We start from the raw sequence: 16453 nt of genomic DNA on the forward strand, positions 1-16453 counted from the left end.
ATAGTAGTTACTTTTATTGCTTATTGAATAAAAAGAACTAGAATGACCTTAATCAATTATTCTACCGAAAAACTATTTGAACGACTTTTGAATAATAAATCAAATAGAAATTATTGGAAATTTATTAGTGAATTAAGAAAACGAAAGCAAGGAGGTGTTTTTGAAAAAAGTATTGAACTTACTAAATCAGAAATTGTTAGAGAAAAAATAATTGGTATAAATATCTTAGCTCAATTTGGATATCCGAGATTACATTCAAAAGAAATTTTAAAAAGGTATTTTGATTTGCTAAAAGCAGAAACTGATAAAAATATTATTAGTTCGATACTTTATGGAATTGGACATAATAATGACAATCTTACAGAGAACCAAATCAATATAATTTGTGATTATAAAAATCATAGAAGTGTAAATGTGCGATATAGTTTGGTTTATGCGCTTCTTTCGATTGATAAAATGAAACCTATTGAAACTTTGATTGAATTGACTAAAGACAAAGATTCTGATATTAGAAATTGGGCAACGTTTGGAATTGGAACTCAAATTGAAACCAATAACACAACAATTAGAGATGCTTTGTGGGAAAGAGTAAGTGATGAAGATAAAATTACGAGATTTGAAGCCATTGTAGGATTAGCAAAACGAAAAGAAGAAAATATTAGGGAAATTTTAAAAAGCGAACTTCTAGAAATAGATGAATCTGGAAGTTTAATTTTAGAAGCAATTGAAGAATTTAATGATAAAGAATTTGTGAGCTTAATTAAAGAACAGATTATAAGAAATAAAGCTCTTCAAAGAGCAGATGAGAATTGGTTATTAGAAACTTTAGAAAAATTATTAAAAGGAAATATAAAATCAAAGTAAAAATTACCTGATAATGATGAAAAATTTAATTATAGTAATAGTATGTTTATTATTTATATCCTGTGGTAAAAATAATTTGAATAGAAAGGAAAAGGATTATTTGACTATTACAAAAGATACTAATGGTTTTATAACTTTAGATTACAAATTAAATAAAGTCAATTTTAAAAAAGATACACTAAGATTCAGATACTTTGATTATGATGATAATGTTTTTCCATTAAACGGAGTTTCAGTAATTAAATCAAAAAAATATAAATTATACGGCCATACAATATTAAAAGACAGCATTCTGTTTTTACCTGTTTTAGCTAATAATAATAGTTTGTCACTCAGTATAATAAACTTAAAAAATAAGGAAGTTATCACAAATGATTTGCGAACTTCTTTAACTTTTGTCTGGGTTAAGGAACAAGCTGACAAAATTGAATTTATCGTTTCAAGCACACCAAAAGTAAGTGATGATGGAATTTCTGTAGAAAAATATAAGTATGTTTTGATAAAGTATGAATTAAAGAATAATGAATTAAAGGAAACTAAAATTGATTCAATTGAAACTAATTTTAATATTAAAACTAATATCAAAAAAGAGTTTAAATTAATGAATGATATTTTTTAAAGAATTCTATAAAAAAGTTCCGAAGGAACGAAACATATTGTAGAGATGGATTTTAATCCATCATGAAAAGAAATTACGTAATCAAAATCCATTTGCCCACGCAAGAAAATCAACAGAAGATATTTGAATGAAGTAGAATTAATTATGTTAAGGCTTCAGCTCAAGGCAGTAGAATTATTATTTCGATTTCTTAACTTTAAATTCTACTAATAAGGGTTTACAAATTTCGAATGCTAAATAGTAATACTCATTAGTAACTCGTCTTATATAAAGGGTTTTAGGTGAATTGTTGTATTTTGTACATTTTTGTTTATCCATAAGTTCGTATGGCAGATTTATCAACGTTTTTACTTTCGTATTTACATCATAAATGAATATATTATCTTCATGATCTTCATCTGTATACAAAATCAGTTCATTTTTTAAATCAAAATCCCCAGTGATACCATTTAAAACCTCATTGCCGGTTTCTTTATCATACAACCAGAAATAGAAATTGCTTGTTCCGCCTCCGTTGCTATGTAAAGCAAAATAATTTTTAAAATCAACTCCTTCATAATAAGGCCGATAATTTTCTATGAAAGTATCAACTAATAAATAGGTATTATCTTTTTTACCATTTATAAGTCTAAAATTAATTACTTTTTCATTTTTATCTATAGCTGGAAAAATAATTAATTTATAGTTATTTTTAAGATAAGCAGTTTGTGTTTCTATCGTATCACCTTGTTCATTAAAAAAAACGGTGTCTGTTGATTTCTTTATTTTTCTTACTTCTGCAGGTTTACGATTATCCATTTTACAGCTGATAAAGCAAAGCAATAAAATAATTAAAATTTTATTTTTCATTTTTATAATTTCTTGTTTTATAACTTTTCAGCATCTTTTATTCTCATTTATTGATTTACAATAATAGGATTTTTTATAATAATTTTTCTGTTTTTATCTTGTAAATCTTTACCGTTTGTCATTTCGACGGAGGAGAAATCGCACTAGAAGCTCGACAATGCAAGTCGCTAATCTTTGCAGAATTACTAGTGCGATTTCTCCCTTCGGTCGAAATGACAATATTGGGGTTATTTTTTATAAAATTCTATAAAGAGTTCCGAAGGAACGAAGCATATTGTAGGGATGGATTTTAATCCATCATGACAAAGAAATTCCGTAATAAAAATCCATATTGCTTGTAGCAGCAAAACAATAAAATTCCATGAAGTTTGTCATTTCGACCGAAGGGAGAAATCGCACTAGAATCTCGACAATGCAAATCGCCAATCTTTGCAGAATTACTAGTGCGATTTCTCCCTTCGGTCGAAATAACAATATTGTGGTTAAAGAACTTCTATAAAAAGTTCCGAAGGAACGAAACATATTGTAACGATGGATTTTAATCCATCATGACAAAGAAATTCCATAATCAAAATCCATTTGCCGCGCTAGAAAAAATCAGCAGAAGATCATTCCCCAACAATCTCCCCAACACAACTCAAAAACTCCATTTCACTTAAAGGAAACATTTGCAAAACAGTTTCTAAAATTAAACTCACATTAATAGCTTGATTTTTCTTTTCGGGAACATTATGCATATCGTGATCGAGTGCGAGAATGCATAATTTTAGCATATCGGTAATAACGCAGCCTAATTCAAGATAATTTAAAACTTCAAATTGAGCGATATAAGTTTTAGATTCGTTATTGGCAGGTTTTAGAGTTCGGAAATGCAGGGAAGTTAATCTTTTTAGGTTTTTTACAATTTCAATTTCATTTGTTTCCATAAGGCGTATATTTAGTTGTGTTAGATAATTATACAATTTGGCTTTTATAATTTATTATAAGAAAAATTGTACTTTTGTTTGATTCGGCGAAGAAAGAAATTGATTGTTCTGTAGCAAATCATTTTTTGCCGTATTGTACAGAAGAAAATCTGTTTTTTACATTTTATCGATTTTGACACTTTATTATTATCTTTGAATTATGAGCACACTAACAAAACCAAATCATATAGGGCGAAAAATAAGCCGTATTCGTGAACTTCGTGATATGAAACAGGAAGCTTTGGCGCAAGCTTTAGGAACTAACCAACAAGCGATTTCGGCTATAGAAAATAGCGAAACGATTGATGAAGAAAAACTTATTGAAGTTGCAAAAGCACTTGGTGTAACAGTTGAAGCAATTAAGAATTTTTCAGACGAAGCCGCAATTAATTATTTCAATAGTTTTAACGAAGCAGTACATAATAGTCACTTTGGAAATAATAATCATTGCACTTTCAATCCGTTAGATAAGTTAATGGAAACAGTAGAAGAAAATAAAAATCTTTACGAACGTTTGCTTCAGTCAGAAAAAGCAAAAATAGAATATTTAGAGAAATTGCTAAAAGAGAAATAGTAATTGAACAGAAATAAAAAGCATCTGCCGCTGCAGGTGCTTTTCTCATTTTAAAACTATCTAATTGTTGAAAGTAATATTAGAAAATAAAGGTATAAAAACAGATACTTTTTATATACCGCCTTTTGTTTTATATGAAGGTGAAATGATACTTGTGAACTTATTGAGTTACATTTATTTTCAGGAAAAATTGAAAGTCATTAAAGATATATTTTGTGGCAAGACTGACCATGAAAATGTTATAGTTCATGAAAAAATATTATTTATGGAACATTTTCAGGAATCATTTTTTCGATATAATTTTTATCCAACGACTGTTGGAGAATATCTCAAAAAAAATGCAGATTTAAACAATCAATTTGCCAGAAAAATTTATGAATTTGAAGGTGTTACTAAAAAAACAAAAGTCAAAAACCTTCCTTTTAAAGAAAATAAACTTTTGCATGTATATGCTGCATTATCAAAGTCAAAAATAATAGCATTTGATCTTATGGGAGTTGGGGCAGAAGTTACCGAAATGAAGTTTAAAATGATTCATGATATTGTAGAAAATGGAGGCTCGGCAATTTTGATAGATTGTTACGATGACATGAAGGATCGTTGTACTAAATATCTGGAAGTACAATTTTTAAAATAATTGTTCCCATAAAAAGTGAACAATAAAATTCTATAAAAGTTCTTAAGATTCCGTCTTTACCAGCATAAGATTAACATTGTCGAGTTACTTGCGCAGATTTCTCCTTCGTCGAAATGACAATATTGGGGTTATTTTTTATAGAGTTTTAGAAAGAGTTCCGAAGGAACGAAACATATTGTAGGGATGGATTTTAATCCATCATAACGTTATAAACATAAATAAAAAAAAGCAGCTCCATCTTATAGAGCTGCTTTCATTTTTTTTGTGGGGCAAAAAAAGTGGTTTAACGACGAAATCCTGGACTATGGTTCACAGATTCGTCTAACTTAACAGTTTTTGCCTTTTTTGCAACAACCTTAATTTCGTGTTTAGCAACTTTTTCGTTTGCTTTAACTTCTAATACATAAGTTCCGGCTGGTAAACCTTCTAAACTTATTGTTTTCGAAACTTCTAATTTGTTTGCTGCAGAATCTCCCGCATAAAGTAAATTGTGATTTTCGTCATAGATAGAAAAAGATGATTTTTCAAAGGTGTCTAAAGTAAAGCTAACTACTTTTCCGTTTCCAGTTTGAATGTTTAAAATGTAATCGCCTTTTCCATCAATGGCGTAAGAAAAAAGAGTTGCAAAAAAGAAGGCTGCAACAAGACCGGTTTTGGTAAATTTTGTCATGTTTTTTTAAAGTTTTATTACTAAATGTGGAACGTCCAAAACTACAAATACAAATTTAATTTTCCGCAAAAAAATCATGTTTTTTAATACTTAAAATGCTGAATTAAAACTATTTCTGTGTTTTGTCTACGCTATGTACGTAAATACGGGGGCTTGCGGTTTTAAAAAAATGAATTTTTTTAATGCTATAAAAACCAGACACATACAATTATTAAGAATAATTTTTCAAAAAATTTCAATTTTTTCAAAAACCGAAAAATTTAACATAAAAAAACAGCTCAATAACCACAAAGAGCTGTTTCTAAAACTTACGTTTTTTAACTTTACTAACTATCTAACCTATTTTTTATACTTACAATAAGTATACCTTTTTTAGCGCACTGCTACGCGTGTATTTTTTTCTGAAACTGTTTTATAAACAGATGAAACTGCTTTTGCAGATAATACAGTTGTATCGTCTGTAATTGTAATTTCGTGTCTAACTTTTTTCACATTGTCTTCTGCTTCTAAAAAGTAAGTTCCTTCTGGAAATTCTTCTAAGCTAAAAGTTCTTAATATTCCATCTTTACCTGAAGCAGTTTCAGAATAAATTAGATTTCCGTCTTTGTCATAAATTGCCAGGGTTGCTTTTTGCAATTTGTTGATCGCAAATGTGATCAGCTTTCCGTTAGCTTTTATTACATGAAGATTAAAGTCTTCATTTCCATCAATTGCATATGTACTTCCTGTAAAAAGTACTGCACATACTAAACTCAATTTTAAAATCTTTTTCATAACTGTTAGTTTTAAATTATTAGTTTAATTCTCTGATGTAAAAGTATTACAGAAATCCAGTTTTTTTAACAACTCTGTTTTCCAATTTCGATGCTGTATTCTCATTTACGAAACCGTTATAGGTTAAAGTTTGAATTATTTATATCGTTTTTGTTAATTCGGTTATTATTTTTCAACTTTTTTCTAAATATTTGATTTTACGTTTTTCTTACATTTTAATAATAAACCAACTCTTAAAAAGGGAATTTGTAAAAGTAGGTTTTACCAAAAAGTAAAGAGCAAAAAAAAACAGCTCAATAACCACAAAGAGCTGTTTTAAAACTTACGTTTTCTAACTTTACTAACTATCTAACCTCATTTTTATACTGTATGCGAGTATAAATTTTTAAGTGTATTTGGGGCACACTATATTTTTTGCAGAAATCTGCTTAATTAATTGATTTTGTAGACAAAACTGTTTTTTCACTTGTAACTGTGATTTCGTGTCTTGCTTTCTTGAAGTTGTCTTCGATTTCTAAAAAGTAAGTTCCGGTTGGAAATTCTTCTAAACTAAAAGTTCTCAGGATTCCGTCTTTTCCAGAAGCGTTTTCAGAATAAATTAAATTATTGTTTTTGTCATATATACTAATACTTGCTTTTTGAGTTTGGTTTAAAGCAAAAGTGATTAGTTTTCCGTTAGCTCTTAATACGTGTAGATTAAAAGCGTTGTTTCCGTCAATTGCATAAGTACTTAATCCTGATAAAAGTACAGCACATACTAAACTCAATTTTAAATTCTTTTTCATGGTATTTGTTTTTGATGTTATTATCTCTAATTCTCTGATGTAAAATTACTTTAGATATATATGTTTTATATCAACTCTATTTTCCAATTTCGATGCTGTATTCTCATTTACGAAACCGTTATAGGTTAAAATTTGAATTATTTTTATCGTTTTCGTTAATTCAGCTATTATTTTTCAAAGATTTTGGGAAAAGGTGCAGAGGTTCAAAGAGGCAAATAGACAAAGGTTTTTTTTAAAGATGCTGAGATTCTGAGATACTAAGGTTCTGAGTTTTTTTCAAAACTTGCGCAAAAAATCTAAACTCTAAAATCTGCATTATGGATTTTGTGTTCCTGGGGCTGAAACCACGGGGAATGTAATGAAGCCACAATACAATATCAACTATGCGTTCCCGTGGTTGAAACCACGGGCTATATTTTAAATTTGGGATTAATTTTTAGGATGTGGAGAATATGTAGATTTCTTTTACAGAAACAATTGGAAACATAGCCCGTGGTTTTAACCACGTTTAACGTAATGTAACCACAATACAATATCAACTATATGTTCCCGTGGTTGAAACCACGGGCTATATTTAAATTGGGATTAATTTTTAGGATGTGGAGAATATGTATATTTCTTGTACAGAAACAATTGAAAACATAGCCCGTGGTTTTAACCACGGGGAACGTAATGAAGCCACAATACAATATCAACTGTATGTTCCCGTGGTTGAAAGCACGGGTTATATTTAAATTTGGGATTAATTTTTAGGATGTGGAGAATATGTATATTTCTTGTACAGAAACAATTGGAAACATATCCCGTGGTTTTAACCACGGGGAACGTAATGAAGCCACAATACAATATCAACTATATGTTCCCGTGGTTGAAACCACGGGCTATATTTAAATTTGGGATTAATTTTTAGGATGTGGAGAATATGTATATTTCTTGTACAGAAACAATTGAAAACATAGCCAGTGGTTTTAACCACGTTTAACGTAATGTAACCACAATACAATATCAACTATATGTTCCCGTGGTTGAAACCACACGCTATATTTAAATTTGCGATGAATTTTTAGGATGTGGTGAATATGTAGATTTTTTGTACAGAAAGAATTGGAAACATAGCCCGTGATTTTAACCACGGGGAACGCAATATAATCACAATAAAAATCTAAACTCTAAAATCTGCAATCTAAAATCTAATATCGAAAGTTTAGAGCAAAAAAAAACAGCCCAATAACCACAAAGAGCTGTTTTTAAAACTTACGTTTTTAACTTTACTAACTATCTAACCTTAGTTTATACTTATGAGAAAAGTATAAGTTTTTTAGCGTACTGCTACGCTAGTATTTTTGTCTGAAACTATTTTGTAAACAGATGAAATTGCTTTTGAAGATAAAGTAGCGATTTCGTTATTTACATTAATTTCATATCTAACTTTTTTTGCATTGTCTTCAACTTCTAAGAAGTAAACTCCGTCAGGGAAATCTTGTAAGCTAAAAGTTCTTAAAATTCCGTCTTTACCAGAAGCATTTTCAGAATACAATAAAGTACCATCTGTATCGTATATAGCTAATTTTGCTTTCTGAGTTTGGTTAAGACCAAAAGTGATCGTTTTTCCGTTTTTCAATACATGAAGATTAAAGTCCTCATTTCCATCAATCGCATAAGTGCTAATTCCTGATAAAAGCACCGCACACACTAAACTTAATTTTATCTTATTCATAGTATTTGTTTTTAAAAATTATTATCTCTAATTCTCTGATGTAAAATTACTCCAGCTATGCGAAAATAATATCAACTCTATTTTCCAATTTATGTGCTATATTCTCATTTACGAAACCGTTATAGGTTAAAATTTGAATTATTTTAGGTGTTTTAGTTAATTACGTTGTTATTTTTCAATGTTTTCTAAATGTTAACGTTTTGAAAAACTTCCAATATTCTTACATAAATTATGAATGTCTATAAAAAAGGTCGAATAAATAAGAAATCTTAAAAAAATCTGGAATAAAAATATGGGTTGTTTAAAAAAAGACGTTTTGGCGATAATTTGTTACATTATCTTTTTGTTGTTTTAATGAAAAATCCTCATTTACGAAACCGTTATAGGTTAAAATTTAAATTATTTTAGGTGTTTTTGTTAAATTTGCTATTATTTTTTAAAGAAATTATCATGAAAACAATTGCCCCAGCTCTTGAAGTGATAACTAACTCATACGGAAGTTCTTTTACCTACACTAAACACGCCGAAAAGACCAATAGCAAAGCTCATTTATGGCATTATCATCCAGAGATTGAGTTGGTTTATATAAATGGCGGGGCAGGAAAAAGACAAATAGGAAGCCATGTTTCCTATTATACAAATGGTAGTTTGATTTTGATAGGGTCTAATTTGCCGCATTGCGGCTTTACGAATGAACAAACGGGAAACGTAAACGAAACAGTCATTCATATTAAACCTGAATTTTTAGGAAATGGCTTTTTTGGAGTACCGGAAATGAGAAAAATTCAAAATGTTTTAAGCCAGTCTAAAGGCGGAATCGCTTTTGGCGGAGAAACTAAAAAACATATTGGAAAAAAAATCGAAGCAATGGAAGACCAACTTCCGTTTGAACGTTTGCTTTCGCTTTTAAGTATTCTGGATGAATTAGATTCGTCTGAAGAATATACAATGCTAAACGCAGATGGTTTTGCAATGGAACTGCAAACGCAGGATAATGATCGTATGAATGTGGTTTTTAATTTTGTTAAAGATAATTTTCAGCAGTCTATCGCTATAGACGAAGTTTCGAATTTGGTGAGCATGACAACTCCTTCTTTCTGTAGATATTTTAAAAAGATTTCAAACAAAACTTTTACAGAGTTTGTAAACGAATACAGATTGGTGCACGCCTCTAAACTTTTGGCCGAAAAACCAATAAGTATAAATGAGGTTTGTTACGAAAGCGGTTTTAATAATTTCAGCCACTTTAGTAAATCATTTAAACAATATACAGGTAAAAGCGCATCGCAATACCGTCACGAACACAAGATTATTATTAGTTAATAGTTTTGTGTTTTTTGCCACAGATTATAAAGATTAAAATGATTTTTTTTAAGCCACGACTCGAGCGACAGCGAACAGGCGAAGCAATTGCACGAATTTCCACGAATTAGTTTGTGAAGAATGTTTGATATTTTTTGCCACCGATTAAAAGGATTAAAAAGATTTTAGGATCCGTTATAAGCCAAATTGAAAAATAAAATTCGTGGAAATTCGTGTAATTAGTGGCAAATCAATCTTTATATGTTTCTTGCCACAGATTACACAGATTAAAATGATTTTTTTAGTTGCCGTGAATTACAAAAAAAATAAGATTAATTTAATTCGTGGAAATTCGTGCAATTCGTGGCAAACCAATTTTTCAAAGAAAATAATCCATAGAATCATTTTATCCCGATAGCTATCGGGAGTGACAAAAATATTAGATCCGACTAGTCAAAAGCTGGTCGGATTTTTCATTTAGTTTGTTCAGAAAAAAGGTATATTTACACTCCTTTAATCAAAAAAAACTATCAAAATGAAAAACCTTAAAATTTTAGTATTCTTTGTTTTTCTGTGTGTTTCGTCAATGTCATACGCAGCAAAAGTAGATACTTTACAAATTGCAAGTACCGCTATGAGCAAAACCTATAAGGCGGCTGTAGTTTTACCAAATTCGTATGCAAAAAGTAAAACCGCGTTTCCGGTAATGTATTTACTGCATGGAGCATACGGACATTTTAGTGACTGGTTAAAAAATACTCCAAATAAAAAACTGGTTCAGAGTTTATCTGATCAATATAATTTAATCATCGTAATGCCCGAAGGAGAAACATTTAGTTTTTATCTCGACAGCCCCGTAAATAAAGAAAGCCAGTTTGAAACTTTTATTACACAGGAAGTAATTCAAAAAGTAGATAATACCTATCGAACAATTAACAACAGAACCGGAAGGGTTATTACCGGACTTTCGATGGGCGGACACGGAGCTTTATATCTTTCTGCCAGACATCCTGATTTATTTTGCGCTGCCGGAAGCATGAGTGGAGCAGTAGATATGAGTACAATGCTTAACCGAGAATCTTCGGCGCAAGTGATAAAATTAATGCAGCCTGTTTTTGGAGACAGAAGTGATAATTCTGAATTATACGCGCAGCACGCCGTTATGGGAATGCTGGATAAAATAAAAGCAAACAAATTACCTCTAATTATTGACTGCGGAGTTGATGATTTTCTCATCGAACCAAACAGAGAATTACACCGCCGATTAGTTTATAATAAGGTAGAACACGATTATACCGAACGTCCGGGTGCACATACTTGGGAATATTGGGAAAATTCACTACCTTACCATGTATTATTTTTTAGCAAGATCTTGTTTAAGAATCAGGTTGTTGTGAAAAAATAATATAAAATTTCATTTCAAAACCGGTTTAACAAAATTTTTGGTTTGGTTTTTGGAATGCTTTTATAAACTTTAAAAAAAATATATATTATGAAAAAGATACTTACGTTATTCGCAGTTGTTGGGTTGTTTGCATTTACGGGTTGTTCAAACAATGATGATGATGTAGATTATGATACAATAAGTGGAGTTTTTGATGTTCCAAATGTTTCTTTTACTTCGGAAAATGATTATAGTAAATCAGTTCCTAATCCTTCTCAGTATGCTTCGGATGTTATATTGGTTTATAGATCAGCAGGAGTGGAAACAAATGGAAATAGAATTTGGAAATTACTTCCAGAAACATATTTCACAGATGATAGAGGATTAGATTTTACTTATACTTTTCAGTTTTCACGAGATTATATTGATATATTTATGGATGGATATGATTTGGATGGTGTTAACAGTAGTTATAGATTAAATCAAGTATTTAGAATTGTAATTGTGCCAGGAGATTTCCTAGGTACAAATAAAAGCGTAAATAAGGCAGATTATTCAGATTACAATGCAGTTATTAAGAAATACAATATTAATGATAAGAATGTTAAAGAATTAAAGTAAAATAACAATATAAAAAAAGGAAATCAGCAATGATTTCCTTTTTTTATATTGTTAGATATATTAGTTTCTTTTTATAAATGTCAATTGTGAGGTATTACCTCGACCTCTTACTCCTCCCGTTGGATTTTCAATGTTTATAAAATAGGTTCCAATAACTAAATTTGAAACATCTATACTTATTAGGTTTTCATTTATAACGGAAAAATTCACACTTACAGTTGTTCCCGTTACATTTGCTACAGAGATTTTTGTACTAGATAAAAGATAGTCGGTAGACTTATTTTCTACATATATAACAGAAGACGCCGGATTTGGATATGCAATTAACGTTGGAGTGCCGTATGTTCTTCCTGCTTGTAAATTAGTTTCATTACTATATGACTTTGAGGTGTAATTTCCAGTATTATTAATTGTATAGTTAATTGTTGCGATCCTTCTGTAGTTATAAGTAGTTTCTACAACTAAGTCTCCTCTGGTTCCAATAACAAATTGTAATGGTGCTGGAAGATAATCTTTTGATGTTGCTCCGGCAATATTTGACCAAGCGCTATATTGATTAGGTCTTGTATTTTTAATTGCCTGACTCTGCCATTGGTAAGTAGTGCTTATAATTTGAGCATTTGGTATGTTTTCAATAGCTGCTATCGAGCCGCTTATTGTAGATGGATTCTCAATTTGTTTTAAAGTAGTATCCATAGCTAAAACCTGATCACAACATATTACATTATTGTTTTTTAGAGTTCTAGGGATAACTTTTATAACATTACTAGCATTGCTTATTCCTTTATAAAAAGCAATTCTTCTAATAACTAGATAATTGTCTTCTAGGTTTGGGATGTTTTTTAAAACTGCATATTCTAAAGTTGCAGAGTTACCGTTTTCAATTGTAATCCAATTTTTATTTGTAAAATCATCATTTTGATTTGTTTTTGCATATTGCCATTCATAACGTTCTATAGCATCAAAACTATCTCCTCTAGATTGTGGGATATGATTTGGATTTTCGAGAATATTTAGATTTACCCTTGCAGATGCTCTGTCACTATATATTTGTTTTGGGTTTGAGTCTACGATTTCAACAAAACCATTTGCATCTTTACCTCCATCAATTATAATTTCATTGAGTATTGGCGTAGGAACAATTCTGATATTTATAGCGTTACTGTCATTAAAAGGAAAGTCACTACCAAGCCTTCTCTTGAAAGTTGCGTTTTCTGTTAAATAATCAGGAATTAGGATATTAATTTTATCGTTTGAATAGTTAGTACCAGTATAGGTTTTGTTAGGAAACTGACTATTGTCAATTTTAAGCCATGAAACAGAAACTTTATTAGGGGCAAGAGTAGAACCTAATATTGGAGCAGGTCTGTCTCCGTATCTAATTACCTGATCACAACATATAGTGTTTTTGAAATTTGGATCAGGTGGTGTTACTGGAGGAGTTACTGGAGGCGTTGTAGTACTGCCATTTTTTATAACAGAAACATTGTTGCTTTTATAAACTATACCTGAATTGCTTTTGTACTGTGCTAATATGTATCCTCCGGTAGTATTGAAATTACTTAGAGTTAAATTGATTACAAAGCTTATTGTGGCTGTATTTCCTCCGATAAAGTTTGTTACTCTTTCAAAGCCACCTTCAGTTACAATTGGTGTGATTGCTGAATCTTTTGTATATAAAATACTTAGAGTGCCTTCACTGCCTACAGGTACTGGTGATTCTATTTTTACTGATAATGAAACAGTAGATCTGTCTACTGATTCAAGATTTATAGGGCTTGTACTAATTACACTTTTATTATTGACAACAAGTGGTGTAAGTATGACCTTTTGTCCTATTGCTATTGAGCTGAAAAATAATAAAATAAATAAATAAAGATAATTTTGTTTCATAAATTAGAATTAAATTAATAATTCTATAAATGTACTTGTTTATGTTTATTTTCTTATAATTATAAATAAAAACATAAGATTATTATTAAAATTTACTGTTTTTGTGAAATAAATTATCTTTTAAAAATATAAAAGAGAAAATCATTACGATTTTCTCTTCTTATAAGTATATTTTGAAATGATATTACAAATCAGAATCAGTAAGTTCTTTTTCTTTTCCGAATTTAAGTGAAACCAAAATTCCAACTAAAAGTGAAAGCGCAATAAATCCTAATGAAGCCCATTCTGGAACGTGAATCCATTCGTGAAGAAGCATTTTTAAACCTACGAAAGCTAAAATAGCAACTAAGCTGTATTCTAAGAAACTGAATTTTGCCAGCATATTTGCCAGGAAGAAATACATAGAACGTAAACCTAAAATGGCAAAAATATTAGAACTAAATACTAAAAACGGATCAGAAGTAATGGCTAAAATCGCCGGAACGCTGTCAACAGCAAATAAAACGTCCATAACTTCAATTACAATCAAAGCAACGAAAAGTGGTGTTGCAGCCTTTTTTCCTTTTTCGGTTAAAATAAAAAATTTCTCATGCTCCATGTGAGACGTAATCGGAATAATTTTTCCTAAAGTTTTGTATACAAAAGAATCTTTAGGATTAAAATCTTCATCTTCTCCAGAAAACAACATTTTTATAGCAGTAAATACTAAGAATCCTCCAAAAACATAAGTTGTCCAGGTAAATTTATTAATCAGCATAACGCCGAAGAAAATCATTAAACCACGGAAAATAATCGCGCCCAGAATTCCCCAGAATAAAACGCGGTGCTGGTACTTTTGCGGAATTTTAAATGAAGCAAAAATAATTGCAATTACAAATATGTTATCAACACTTAAAGATAATTCGATTAAATAACCTGTAATAAACTTCATCGAAGCCACGGCAGGCTTTAAACCGTCGGGATTTGCAATATAATCTGTAGTGTAAAGCCAATAGATAACACCTGAAAATAAAAAAGATAAAGTAACCCAAATCAAGGTCCATTTACTGGCTTCTTTGGTGCTGATAATATGTGGTGTTTTATTGAATACACCTAAATCTAAAGCAAGAATAAAAATTACGGCCAGTAAAAAGAGAGTCCAGACTATCATGATGGTTTTTTTAAATGAATTACAAAGATAAGTTTTGAAGTTTAAATTAAAAATTATTTATAAGAAAGGTACTTTTAAAATTAAGCAATTTTGTGAGATGTTTGATGTAAAAGGTGAGAAGGTTCTCGACTTCGCTCGAACTGACAGTTGTGGTTTGTTAAAACTTTGTCAAAGTTTTAAACTTTGACAAAGTTTAGCGCAATCTTGTCATTCCGATGAACGAGGAATCTTCGTAAGAAACTCCGCCTTGAGAATCGCCAATCTTTGTAGAGCTACTTGTGGAGATTCCTCGTTCCTCGGAATGACAAGATTGCGTTTGTACGTTGTTTTTTAGAAATAATAAAAAAATCCGTTTAAACCAGCGTCATCTGCGTGCCATTACACAAGCTTACTTTTTCTTAGTGCGGCTGCTTCGTTCCTCGCAATGACAAAAAAAAGTGCCAACAATTACGATGGCACTTTTAGAATATATTCTAAGCTTTGAATTATAGCGCTGATTTAACAGTTTTGATAATTCTTGCAGCAATTTTGTATGGATCTCCGTTTGAAGCTGGTCTTCTGTCTTCTAACCAACCTTTCCATCCTTTTTGAACAGTCATTAAAGGAATTCTGATAGAACATCCTCTGTCTGAAACTCCATAAGAGAAATCGTGAATAGAAGCAGTTTCGTGTTTACCAGTTAAACGTTGGTCATTGTAAGCTCCGTAAACCGCGATGTGCTCAGCAGTAACAGGACGGAAAGCCTCACAAATTCTTTCGTAAGTAGCTTGGTCTCCACATGTTCTTAACACCTCGTTAGAGAAGTTAGCGTGCATTCCAGAACCATTCCAGTCAGTATCTCCCAGAGGTTTTGGGTGATACTCAATATAGTAACCATATTTCTCAGTCAAACGATCTAATAAGTAACGAGCAACCCAAATTTCGTCTCCGGCTTTTTTAGCACCTTTAGCGAATAATTGGAATTCCCATTGTCCGCAGGCAACCTCTTGGTTAATACCTTCAAAGTTAATTCCGGCAGCGATACATAAATCAGCATGTTCTTCTACTAATTTTCTTCCGTGAGTGTTTTTTCCACCTACAGAGCAGTAGTACATACCTTGTGGAGCAGGATAACCTCCAACAGGGAAACCTAATGGCAATAAAGTTTTAGTATCCATGATGAAATATTCTTGTTCGAATCCAAACCAGAAATCATCATCCTCATCATCAATAGTAGCTCTACCGTTAGAAGGGTGTGGAGTTCCATCAGCGTACATAACTTCAGACATTACTAAATATCCGTTAATACGAGTTGGATCTGGATAAATTGCAACAGGAACTAACAAACAGTCAGATGAACCACCTTCAGCTTGTTTTGTTGACGAACCATCAAATGACCAATTTCCAAGTTCTTCTAATGTTCCTTTGAAATTTTCGTGTTCTTCAACTTTAGTTTTACTTCTAAGATTTTGAGTTGGTTCGTATCCATCTAACCAAATGTACTCTAACTTAATTTTAGCCATAATAATATAAATTTATTTTTTTTGTTTTTTCGCTGGGTCAAATATAGATTTATTTTTTTAGTCCTAAAAATTAGGGGGCTATTTTGTTGGGCGAAGTATAATTTTTTTGAGAAGCGCAATTTTGATAGGGGTATATTCTAAAAAAAG

The 16453-nt window shown here is 30.7% G+C and carries 16 protein-coding genes; 7 read left to right on the top strand and 9 right to left on the bottom strand.

Features of this window, described 5'->3' with window-relative positions; genetic code table 11:
- The first annotated feature begins 42 nt into the window (after positions 1-42).
- Together NLJ00_RS12555 and NLJ00_RS12560 are read left to right on the top strand one after the other, a co-directional pair.
- Positions 43-864, top strand: coding sequence for a HEAT repeat domain-containing protein (locus NLJ00_RS12555; protein ID WP_256637427.1), 822 nt, complete (start codon positions 43-45; stop codon positions 862-864).
- 13 nt (positions 865-877) lie between these two features.
- The gene (locus NLJ00_RS12560) at positions 878-1483 is read left to right on the top strand and encodes a hypothetical protein (RefSeq protein ID WP_256637428.1); all 606 of its coding nucleotides are present in this window, start codon (positions 878-880) and stop codon (positions 1481-1483) included.
- Between the two features lie 177 nt (positions 1484-1660).
- On the opposite strand, the gene NLJ00_RS12565 is transcribed toward NLJ00_RS12560, so the two are convergent.
- Together NLJ00_RS12565 and NLJ00_RS12570 are read right to left on the bottom strand one after the other, a co-directional pair.
- Entirely contained in the window at positions 1661-2332 is a 672-nt protein-coding gene (locus NLJ00_RS12565; RefSeq protein ID WP_256637429.1) for a hypothetical protein, read from the bottom strand.
- Between the two features lie 608 nt (positions 2333-2940).
- A complete protein-coding gene (locus tag NLJ00_RS12570) occupies positions 2941-3258 on the bottom strand; it encodes a hypothetical protein (protein ID WP_256637430.1) in 318 nt (105 codons plus the stop codon).
- A 199-nt stretch (positions 3259-3457) separates the two neighbouring features.
- On the opposite strand from NLJ00_RS12570, the gene NLJ00_RS12575 reads away from it, so the two are divergent.
- Entirely contained in the window at positions 3458-3871 is a 414-nt protein-coding gene (locus NLJ00_RS12575; protein ID WP_256637431.1) for a helix-turn-helix domain-containing protein, read from the top strand.
- A 67-nt stretch (positions 3872-3938) separates the two neighbouring features.
- Positions 3939-4508 carry a hypothetical protein gene (locus tag NLJ00_RS12580; RefSeq protein ID WP_256637432.1) on the top strand — a complete coding sequence of 190 codons (570 nt, stop codon included), beginning with the start codon at positions 3939-3941 and terminating at the stop codon, positions 4506-4508.
- Positions 4509-4791: 283 nt separating this feature from the next.
- On the opposite strand, the gene NLJ00_RS12585 is transcribed toward NLJ00_RS12580, so the two are convergent.
- From NLJ00_RS12585 to NLJ00_RS12600, 4 genes are all read right to left on the bottom strand, one after another.
- Positions 4792-5178, bottom strand: a complete 387-nt coding sequence (locus NLJ00_RS12585; protein WP_053474117.1) for a hypothetical protein — start codon at positions 5176-5178, stop codon at positions 4792-4794.
- A 372-nt stretch (positions 5179-5550) separates the two neighbouring features.
- Positions 5551-5952: a secretion protein gene (locus NLJ00_RS12590; RefSeq protein ID WP_053474115.1), complete on the bottom strand. Its 402-nt coding sequence runs from the start codon at positions 5950-5952 to the stop codon at positions 5551-5553.
- Positions 5953-6380: 428 nt separating this feature from the next.
- The gene (locus tag NLJ00_RS12595; protein ID WP_053474114.1) at positions 6381-6737 is read right to left on the bottom strand and encodes a DUF3244 domain-containing protein; all 357 of its coding nucleotides are present in this window, start codon (positions 6735-6737) and stop codon (positions 6381-6383) included.
- Between the two features lie 1318 nt (positions 6738-8055).
- Complete coding sequence (locus tag NLJ00_RS12600) at positions 8056-8454, bottom strand: T9SS type A sorting domain-containing protein (protein ID WP_256637433.1); 399 nt, start codon at positions 8452-8454, stop codon at positions 8056-8058.
- Positions 8455-8904: 450 nt separating this feature from the next.
- Here NLJ00_RS12600 and NLJ00_RS12605 point away from each other — a divergent pair, with 450 nt between their 5' ends.
- From NLJ00_RS12605 to NLJ00_RS12615, 3 genes are all read left to right on the top strand, one after another.
- The gene (locus tag NLJ00_RS12605; RefSeq protein ID WP_053474112.1) at positions 8905-9777 is read left to right on the top strand and encodes an AraC family transcriptional regulator; all 873 of its coding nucleotides are present in this window, start codon (positions 8905-8907) and stop codon (positions 9775-9777) included.
- A 514-nt stretch (positions 9778-10291) separates the two neighbouring features.
- Complete coding sequence (locus NLJ00_RS12610; RefSeq protein ID WP_256637434.1) at positions 10292-11161, top strand: alpha/beta hydrolase; 870 nt, start codon at positions 10292-10294, stop codon at positions 11159-11161.
- A gap of 87 nt (positions 11162-11248) precedes the next feature.
- On the top strand, positions 11249-11761 hold the full coding sequence (locus NLJ00_RS12615; protein ID WP_180861741.1) for a hypothetical protein: 513 nt from the start codon (positions 11249-11251) through the stop codon (positions 11759-11761).
- A gap of 60 nt (positions 11762-11821) precedes the next feature.
- On the opposite strand, the gene NLJ00_RS12620 is transcribed toward NLJ00_RS12615, so the two are convergent.
- The 3 genes from NLJ00_RS12620 to NLJ00_RS12630 all read right to left on the bottom strand — a co-directional run bounded on the left by NLJ00_RS12620 (position 11822) and on the right by NLJ00_RS12630 (position 16306).
- Complete coding sequence (locus NLJ00_RS12620; protein ID WP_256637435.1) at positions 11822-13654, bottom strand: T9SS type A sorting domain-containing protein; 1833 nt, start codon at positions 13652-13654, stop codon at positions 11822-11824.
- A gap of 184 nt (positions 13655-13838) precedes the next feature.
- Positions 13839-14804 (bottom strand): TerC family protein, encoded by a 966-nt coding sequence (locus NLJ00_RS12625; protein WP_256637436.1) that lies wholly within the window; start codon positions 14802-14804, stop codon positions 13839-13841.
- A 485-nt stretch (positions 14805-15289) separates the two neighbouring features.
- On the bottom strand, positions 15290-16306 hold the full coding sequence (locus NLJ00_RS12630; RefSeq protein WP_053474107.1) for a glutamine synthetase beta-grasp domain-containing protein: 1017 nt from the start codon (positions 16304-16306) through the stop codon (positions 15290-15292).
- Positions 16307-16453 lie beyond the last annotated feature (147 nt).

The organism is Flavobacterium panici, from assembly GCF_024499525.1.
GTDB classification, from domain to species: domain Bacteria; phylum Bacteroidota; class Bacteroidia; order Flavobacteriales; family Flavobacteriaceae; genus Flavobacterium; species Flavobacterium panici.